Below are 7,181 nucleotides of genomic sequence, written 5' to 3'. Positions count from 1 at the left end.
GCCGCGCGCGCGGCGCTGGACGACCTGTCCCGTTTCGGCCGCCACGCCTTCAAGGCCGAACAGTGGGCGCTCCTTGCGCTCGGGCGGGCGCGCGATCCCTCCGGCCTGGACCTCGCCTTGTCCCGGTTCACGGCGGCGCCGTGGGCCGCGCGCATCTATGCCCTCTACATCGGCCGCTTCGCCGACGATGCGGCGGTGACCGCGCGCTTCGCCCGCACCGTCGCCGACAGCCTCGACCGCCTCCACCCCTGGCAGCAGATGTGGGCCGTCTCGGCCTTCTGGACCGCCCCCGCCGTCCCCGCCGCGGTGGCCGGCGCCCTGGCACGCCTCGCCGCGGCCGAAGCCCTGCCGGCGGCGACGCGGGCGGCGGCGGCGATCGTCTGGGCCAGGATCGCCTCCCGCCGCGGCTGGACGGTCCTGGAGGAACTGGCGCTCGGCAGCGACGACAGCCATTTCCGAGCTGCGGTCGCCTTCGGCTTCCGCTACCGGTCGCCGGAATCCCGGCGCACCACGCTCGGGGCCTGGGCGGGGCTCGACCCCAACGTCGCGCTGGTCGCGACCGCCCTGCGGCGCGAGCTTTCCCGGCCATGAACATCGTCGCAGCGTTCGCGGCCCGCGCCGAGGCGACGCCGGACATGCCGGCCGTCGTCGAAGGCGATCGGGTCGTCGGCTACGGCCGGCTCGGCGCCGCGGTCCTGGAGGCCGCCGCGGCGTTCGCCGGGCGCGGGTGGACCGGCGGCACCCGGGTCGGGGTCTGCCTGTCCGGTCCGGCGGCGCTGCGGGTCGCGACCATGCTCGCCCTGGCGCGGATCGGCGCGGTGCAGTTGCCCCTGGCCGCCGGCGATCCGCCGGCGCTGCGGGCACAGACCATGCGCCAGTTCCGCCTGACCGCGCTCGTCACCGACGCCGGCGACGTGCCGGCCGGCGTCGCGGTCGTCCGCCCCGACGAGCGCTGGCTGGCGCCGCGTCCCGGGCCGGGCCGGGCCGCCCCGCCGATCGCGGCCGGGGACGAGGCGCCGTGGACGATCGTCCAGTCGTCCGGCACCACCGGACAGCGCAAGGCCTTCCATGTCAGCCACGCGATGGAGGCGGCGCGAACGGCCGCGCAGCCGCACCATGCCCTGCCGCAGCCCGGCGAGCGCTGCCTGTCGCTCATTCCGCTGGAAAGCCGGAGCGGCCAGTCGGCGGCGCTGCGCTGCCTCGACGGCGGCGCGACCCTGATTGCCCAGACGGGCCCATTCGAGCCCCGGCGCATCGTCGCGGCCATCCGCGGGGCCGGAATCTCCTTCCTGATCGCAACTCCGGCCCAGTTGACGGCGCTGGTCGAGGTGCTGCCGGACGAAGGCGGGCCCTGGCTCCCCGGGCTCCGGTTCCTGCGTGCCAATTCCGGCGCCGTCACGCCGGACCTGCTGGCCCGGATCGGTCGGCGGATGACGCCCAACCTGCATGTCGACTACGGCACCAACGAGGCCGGAACCATCGCCATCGCGACCCCCGACGATCTCGGTTCCGATCCCACGTCGGTCGGCCGGCCGGTCGCCGGCATCGAGGTCGAGATCGTCGACGGCGCCGACGGCCGGGGCGAGATCCGGGTCCGCGGGCCCGGCGTGTGTCGCGGCTACATCGACGACGCGGCGGCCACCCGCCTCGCCTTCCGGAACGGCTGGTTCCACCCGGGCGACCTCGCCGGCCGCGACCCGGAGGGTCGGCTGCGTCTCTACGGCCGGCGCGACGACCGGCTGAACTTCGGCGGCATCAAGGTTTCGCTGGAGGAGATCGAGCGGGTCGCCCTGGCCCACCCGGCGGTCGCCGAGGCGGCGGCCTTCGCGGTCCCCTCGCCGCGCTTCGCGGACGTGCCGGCGCTGGCCGTGGTGGCGCATGGCGGCCGCGCCGTCGCGGGTCTCGGCCGCCACTGCCAGGATCGCCTGGGGGCGGCAGCGCCCCGCCACTTCATGCTGCTGGCCGCCCTTCCCCGCACCGCCACCGGCAAGATCGACCGGCACCGCCTGATCGAGATGGTGCAGGCGCGGACCGGCGGCGCTGCCGACGCCCGCCCGGTCAGCCGGGAACAATGAACGGCTTGGCCGCCGTGTCGTAGTCCGGATAGCCGAGGACGCCGCGGAACTCGGCCGGCGGCATGGCCGAGGCCGCCTCGGACCCGCCCGCCGCGAGCGCCGCCAGGCCCGCCTTCATGCCGGCCATGGCCGGCGAAAGCATGCCCGTCGGGAAGGTGCCGATCTTGAAGCCGAGCGCCGCCGCCGCCGCCTGGGTCGGGGTGGCGCGGGGGGCACCCGGCGACAGCACTACGAAGGAGGGCCGCCCCTTCGCCGCGGCGACGGCGCGCCGGATCTCGCCGTCGTCGGCCGGCGAATCGAGGAAGAGGATGTCCGCCCCTTCCTCGACGAACATCTCGATGCGGGCGACCGCCTCGTCGATACCCTGGGTCGGCCGGCAGTCGGTGCGGGCGAGCACCAGGATGCCGGACTCGCGCGCGGCCGCGACGGCGGCGCGGATCTTCATCCGCGCCTCGGCCCGCGGCAGGCAGGGCTTGCCGGCGGCGGTCAGGGCACGGGGCGTGATCTTGTCCTCGATGAGGACCGCCGCGGCCCCGGCACGGCCATAGGCGCGCACCGTGCGCTGCACGTTCATCGCGTTGCCGTAGCCGTGGTCGCCGTCGGCCAGCACCAGCAGGTCGGGGGCGGCGCCGTGCACCATGTTGAAGGAGTCGAACATCTCGCCGAACGAGACGAGGTCGAGGTCGGGGCCGCCGAGGCGGCTCGCCGCGACGCAGGAGCCGGACAGGAACGCCGTCCGGAATCCGGCCGCGGCCGCCATCTTGGCGCTGAGGCCGTCCCAGACCGCCGGCATGACGACGAAGCCGGGCTCGGCCAGGAGCTGGCGCAGACGATCGGGAGCGTTCATGGGTCGGGACCTTCGGGTGGCGGCGGGACGTTCCCGCCGACCCTAGCGCCCCCGCGCGCGCTCCGCCACCGGCGGCTCGGGCATTGTCCCGTCAGGCGGCGCGCATCGCCTCGCCCATGCGAGTGGCATGGAAGGTGACCGGCTCCGGCATCGGCAGCCCGTCCCTGCGGTACTGGGCCAGGAGTTCCGCCTTGCGCCCGGCCATCCGCTCGCCGAGGGCGGCGATGTCGAGCCCCGCCTTGCGGGCCTGCGCGAACATGCCTTCGGCGCGCCGCTCCTCCTCCTTCACATGGTGCTGGATCATCTCGGAAAGCACCATGACCTTGGCGTCGAAATACTCGTCGCCCGGGTCCGCCGCCTCGATCTCGGCCAGCAGCACCTTGGCGCCGTCATGCTCGACATAGGCTTCGGACACGAGCTCCTCTTCGATCTCGCCGCGGCACGCCGGGTAGAAGACTTCCTCCTCGATCCTGGTGTGGACCGAGAGCTCGAGGCAGATCTGCTGCGCCAGCTTCTTCTTCTGGCCGGCGGTGCGCGCGGCCTCGAACTGCGCGAACAGTTCCTCGACCTTGCGGTGGTCCGCCTTCAGCATCGCGATCGCATCCATCTTGTCCGGCATGTCGTCCTCTGGGTGTGGGAACTGGGCTGCCCGGACAACTCGTCCCGGGCCCCTGCCGTTCCCTGGCACGCCTATCGGACCGGCCGCCGGAACGCGGCCCGCGCCCGGGCCGCCTCCGCGCGGACGACGCAGCCGTCGGCATGGTCGTTGACGAGCCCCATCGCCTGCATGAAGGCGTAGACCGTGGTCGGGCCGACGAAGGCCCAGCCGCGCTTCTTCAGGTCCTTCGACATGGCGATCGATTCCGGGGAGGTCGAGCGGACCTGGGGCGACGCCGGTTCGCCCTCCGTCGGCTCGAAGCGCCAGACATAGGCGGCGAGCGACCCCTCCGCGCGCACCAGTTCCCGGGCGCGCCGGGCGTTGGTGATCGTCGCCTGGATCTTGCCGCGGTGCCGGACGATGCCCGCGTCCGTCAGCAGCCGCTCGATGTCGGCCTCGCCGAAATCCGCCACGCGGTCGTAGTCGAAGTCGTGGAAGGCGGCGCGGAAATTCTCGCGCTTGGCCAGGATGGTCCGCCAGCTCAGGCCCGACTGGAAGCCCTCGAGGCAGAGCTTCTCGAAGAGCCGGCGGTCGTCGGCGACCGGAAAGCCCCACTCGCGGTCGTGATAGGCGAGGTACTCGGCGCTGGCCGCGCACCAGCGGCAACGCGGACGGCCGTCCGGGCCGGGGATGGTCATGGTCATGCTCGTTCCGGGGGCGTGGAATGGGTGGCGGCCGGGGCGTCCGACCGCGCCGGGAGAACCTTCAGCGCGCGACCGGCCCTCCGGCCGATCTCCAGGCGGAGATCCCGCCTTCCAGGTGACGGGAGCCGGCGAGTGCACTGTCCTGCGCCGCCTGCACGGCCATCGCCGAGCGCTCGCCATAGGCGCAGTAGAAGAGGAGGGTCCGGCCCTCGCCGCGGGCGAGCGCGAAGAGCGTGCCGCCCTCGCCGATCTGGCCGGCCAGTTCCGGATAGGGGACATGGAGCGAGCCCGGAATGACTCCGTGCCGCTCCCGCTCCGACTGTTCGCGGAGGTCGACGAAGACGATGTCGGGGCGGCCGGCGAGCGCCAGCGCCTCCGCCCCGCCGACGGCCCAGCCCTGGCGCGCCACCGCCTCCTGCTGGAGGCCGATCTTCATGTTGGCCGGCACGGCGACATCCATCATCTTCGGGTTGGCGAGCTTGAGGTTGTTCATCAGCTCGACATATTCCTCGATGGACTTCACCTGCAGGCGGGGGTTGTGGGCGCGCTCCTCGCCGATCGTCGATACCGTGTCGCCCTTGTAGTCGTGCCCGGGATAGACCAGCGTCCGGTCCGGCAGCCGGAGCAGGCGGCCGAAGATGGATTCGTACTGCTGGCGCGGATCGCCGTTCTGGAAGTCCGTGCGGCCGGTGCCGCGGATCAGCAGCGTGTCGCCGGTGAGGACCCGGTCGGGCAGCACGAAGCAGTAGGAATCGTCGGTGTGGCCGGGCGTGTAGAGGACGTCGAGGGCGAGGCCTTCGACGGTGAGGCGGTCGCCGTCGGCGAGCCGCATCGAGACCACGTCCGCCTTGGTCTGCTCGCCCATCACGGTGATGCACCGCGTCCGGTCCCGCAGCGCGCCGAGGCCGGTGACATGGTCGGCGTGGAGGTGGGTGTCGACCGCCTTGACGAGCCGGAGGTCGAGTTCCCGCAGCAGCGTCAGGTAGCGGTCGACCTTCTCCAGCACCGGGTCGACGATGAGCGCCTCGCCGCCGGGCCGGCTGGCGAGGATGTAGGTGTAGGTGCCGGACGTCTGGTCGAAGAGCTGTCGGAAGATCATCGGTCCCTCCTCCCCCGGGCGTGCCGGCACCGCTCCGCGCTAGCCCTTCGGCTGCGGCACGAGGCGCAGGTAGGGCTTCAGCGTCTCCCAGCCCTGAGGATAGAGCTTGGCCGCCTCGTCGTTGGAGACCGCCGGCACGATGATGACCTTGTCGCCGCTCTTCCAGTTCACCGGCGTCGCCACCTTGTGCTTCGCAGTGAGCTGCATCGAATCCAGCACGCGCAGGATCTCGTCGAAGTTGCGGCCGGTGGTCATCGGATAGCTCAGCATCAGCTTGATGCGCTTGTCCGGCCCGATGATGAAGACCGTGCGGACGGTGGCGTTGTCGGCGGCGGTGCGGCCCTCGGAGCCGCCTTCGATCTCCTCCGGCAGCATGTTGTAGAGCTTGGCGACCTTGAGGTCGGTGTCGCCGATCATCGGGTAGTTGGGCGCGGTGCCCTGGGTCTCGGCGATGTCCTGGGCCCACTTCGCGTGGTTGGCGACCGGGTCGACGCTGAGGCCGATGAGCTTGGTGTTGCGCTTGTCGAACTCGGGCTTCAGCTTGGCCATGTAGCCGAGCTCGGTGGTGCAGACCGGCGTGAAGTCCTTGGGGTGGGAGAAGAGGATCGCCCACTTGTCGCCGATCCACTCGTGGAAGTTGATCGTGCCCTCGGTCGTTTCGGCGGTGAAGTTCGGCGCTTCCGAATTGATGCGGAGAGACATCTCGCAATCCTTTCCTTGTTACCGGCGGTCGTGACGTCCGCAAGGGCCTTCGCCGCCGGCCGGGGTTCTGCGGGCGCGGCACAATAGCAGGATGGCGGCGGGCACGCGCGGCCTGGATAGCGAAACCGCGACCGGCCGGCTATGGGGGAGTCCCGGAAGGCTTGCCTGATCCCGGCTATCGCTCGCCGTCTGGCCCGCCGCTGACCGAGATCATCGTCCACTGGTGGTTCCTCCGGAGGTAGGTCTCGCTCCAGCGGCCGGCAACGGTCCTTGACGCGTTCGTGCCGGACTCCACTTCGGCCACATAGGCATAGTGGACGACGCCGACCGTGCCGTCGAACACGACAACGCTCAGTGGTTGGAGCCGATAGGTCAGAACGCGCGGGGACGATGGCCCTACGGACGCGATCGCCGCATCACGACGGTGGGGCCGAGGCTGCCCGGTCACCCATCCGACATAGTCTGGATGCAGCGCATCGGCCACGGCGGCCGTGTCTCGGGCGACGGACATGGTCCAGAGCGCCTCGACTTGCGCCCAGAGCCCGCGCTGTTCTTCGGAAGACCGATCCAGTGCCATGCGCGGTCAATTCGAGCCAATAGGATCCCGCCGCATTGACGCGCGTCAATCCGCACGGAACGCGTGAGGACCGCACTCCACGCAGTCCCGCGGCCACGCCTCGATCTTGCCAGGCGCACCGGTCGGCGACGACAATCCGCGCGCGTTCCGGCACTTGTCCCGGACGCGGTCGTCGCAGGATTCCACCCGACCTCCCCGAACAACCCGCTCGAAAGTTAGGCGGGCCTGGGCCAGGAAAGCGGCAAAGTTCAGGACTTAGACAGAGAAGTTGGCGGAGGGGATGTCTGCCAAAACCCTGTCCACGCCCGTCTACATCAGTCCGCCCGACTCGAAATATTCCCGTCTTTCCAGCACTTTATGAACCCATCCGGCCCCAATTGATCTACGGCCATCCACGAACCATTTGGGGGTAGGATTGGGGGTTGATACACTACCCCCAACGTGGGATGGGGGTAGGCATGGGCAGGTTGACGGCGGTTTCGGTGAAGGCGGCGCGGCACGATCCGGCGAAGGGGCAGCGGCCCGTGCGGATCGGGGACGGCGACGGCCTCTATCTCCAGATTGCCCCCGGCGACACCA

The 7,181-nt window shown here is 71.2% G+C and carries 8 protein-coding genes; 2 read left to right on the top strand and 6 right to left on the bottom strand.

Going from position 1 to position 7,181, the window contains the following annotated elements:
- The coding region (locus ACE3Q3_RS19150; RefSeq protein WP_374448806.1) for a hypothetical protein at positions 1 to 591 on the top strand (591 nt) is incomplete at its 5' end.
- Entirely contained in the window at positions 588 to 2,075 is a 1,488-nt protein-coding gene (locus ACE3Q3_RS19145) for a class I adenylate-forming enzyme family protein (protein ID WP_374448805.1), read from the top strand. The genes ACE3Q3_RS19150 and ACE3Q3_RS19145, both read left to right, overlap by 4 nt.
- Here the strand turns inward: ACE3Q3_RS19145 and ACE3Q3_RS19140 are convergent.
- The 6 genes from ACE3Q3_RS19140 to ACE3Q3_RS19115 all read right to left on the bottom strand — a co-directional run bounded on the left by ACE3Q3_RS19140 (position 2,059) and on the right by ACE3Q3_RS19115 (position 6,602).
- Positions 2,059 to 2,922, bottom strand: a complete 864-nt coding sequence (locus tag ACE3Q3_RS19140) for an oxaloacetate decarboxylase (protein ID WP_374448803.1) — start codon at positions 2,920 to 2,922, stop codon at positions 2,059 to 2,061. The genes ACE3Q3_RS19145 and ACE3Q3_RS19140 overlap by 17 nt on opposite strands.
- 91 nt (positions 2,923 to 3,013) lie before the next feature.
- Positions 3,014 to 3,541: a hemerythrin domain-containing protein gene (locus ACE3Q3_RS19135; protein WP_374448801.1), complete on the bottom strand. Its 528-nt coding sequence runs from the start codon at positions 3,539 to 3,541 to the stop codon at positions 3,014 to 3,016.
- 71 nt (positions 3,542 to 3,612) lie between these two features.
- Positions 3,613 to 4,224, bottom strand: a complete 612-nt coding sequence (locus ACE3Q3_RS19130) for a DNA-3-methyladenine glycosylase I (RefSeq protein WP_374448799.1) — start codon at positions 4,222 to 4,224, stop codon at positions 3,613 to 3,615.
- Between the two features lie 61 nt (positions 4,225 to 4,285).
- Positions 4,286 to 5,323: an MBL fold metallo-hydrolase gene (locus ACE3Q3_RS19125; RefSeq protein ID WP_374448797.1), complete on the bottom strand. Its 1,038-nt coding sequence runs from the start codon at positions 5,321 to 5,323 to the stop codon at positions 4,286 to 4,288.
- 39 nt (positions 5,324 to 5,362) lie between these two features.
- Positions 5,363 to 6,025: a peroxiredoxin gene (locus ACE3Q3_RS19120; protein ID WP_374448796.1), complete on the bottom strand. Its 663-nt coding sequence runs from the start codon at positions 6,023 to 6,025 to the stop codon at positions 5,363 to 5,365.
- A gap of 175 nt (positions 6,026 to 6,200) precedes the next feature.
- Complete coding sequence (locus tag ACE3Q3_RS19115; RefSeq protein WP_374448794.1) at positions 6,201 to 6,602, bottom strand: nuclear transport factor 2 family protein; 402 nt, start codon at positions 6,600 to 6,602, stop codon at positions 6,201 to 6,203.
- Positions 6,603 to 7,181: the final 579 nt, after the last annotated feature.

It is taken from the genome of Allostella sp. (genome assembly GCF_041913585.1).
Taxonomy (GTDB): Bacteria; Pseudomonadota; Alphaproteobacteria; order ATCC43930; family Allostellaceae; genus Allostella.
The sequence above is the reverse complement of the archived record's forward strand: the minus strand, read 5'-3'. Positions and strand labels throughout refer to the sequence as shown.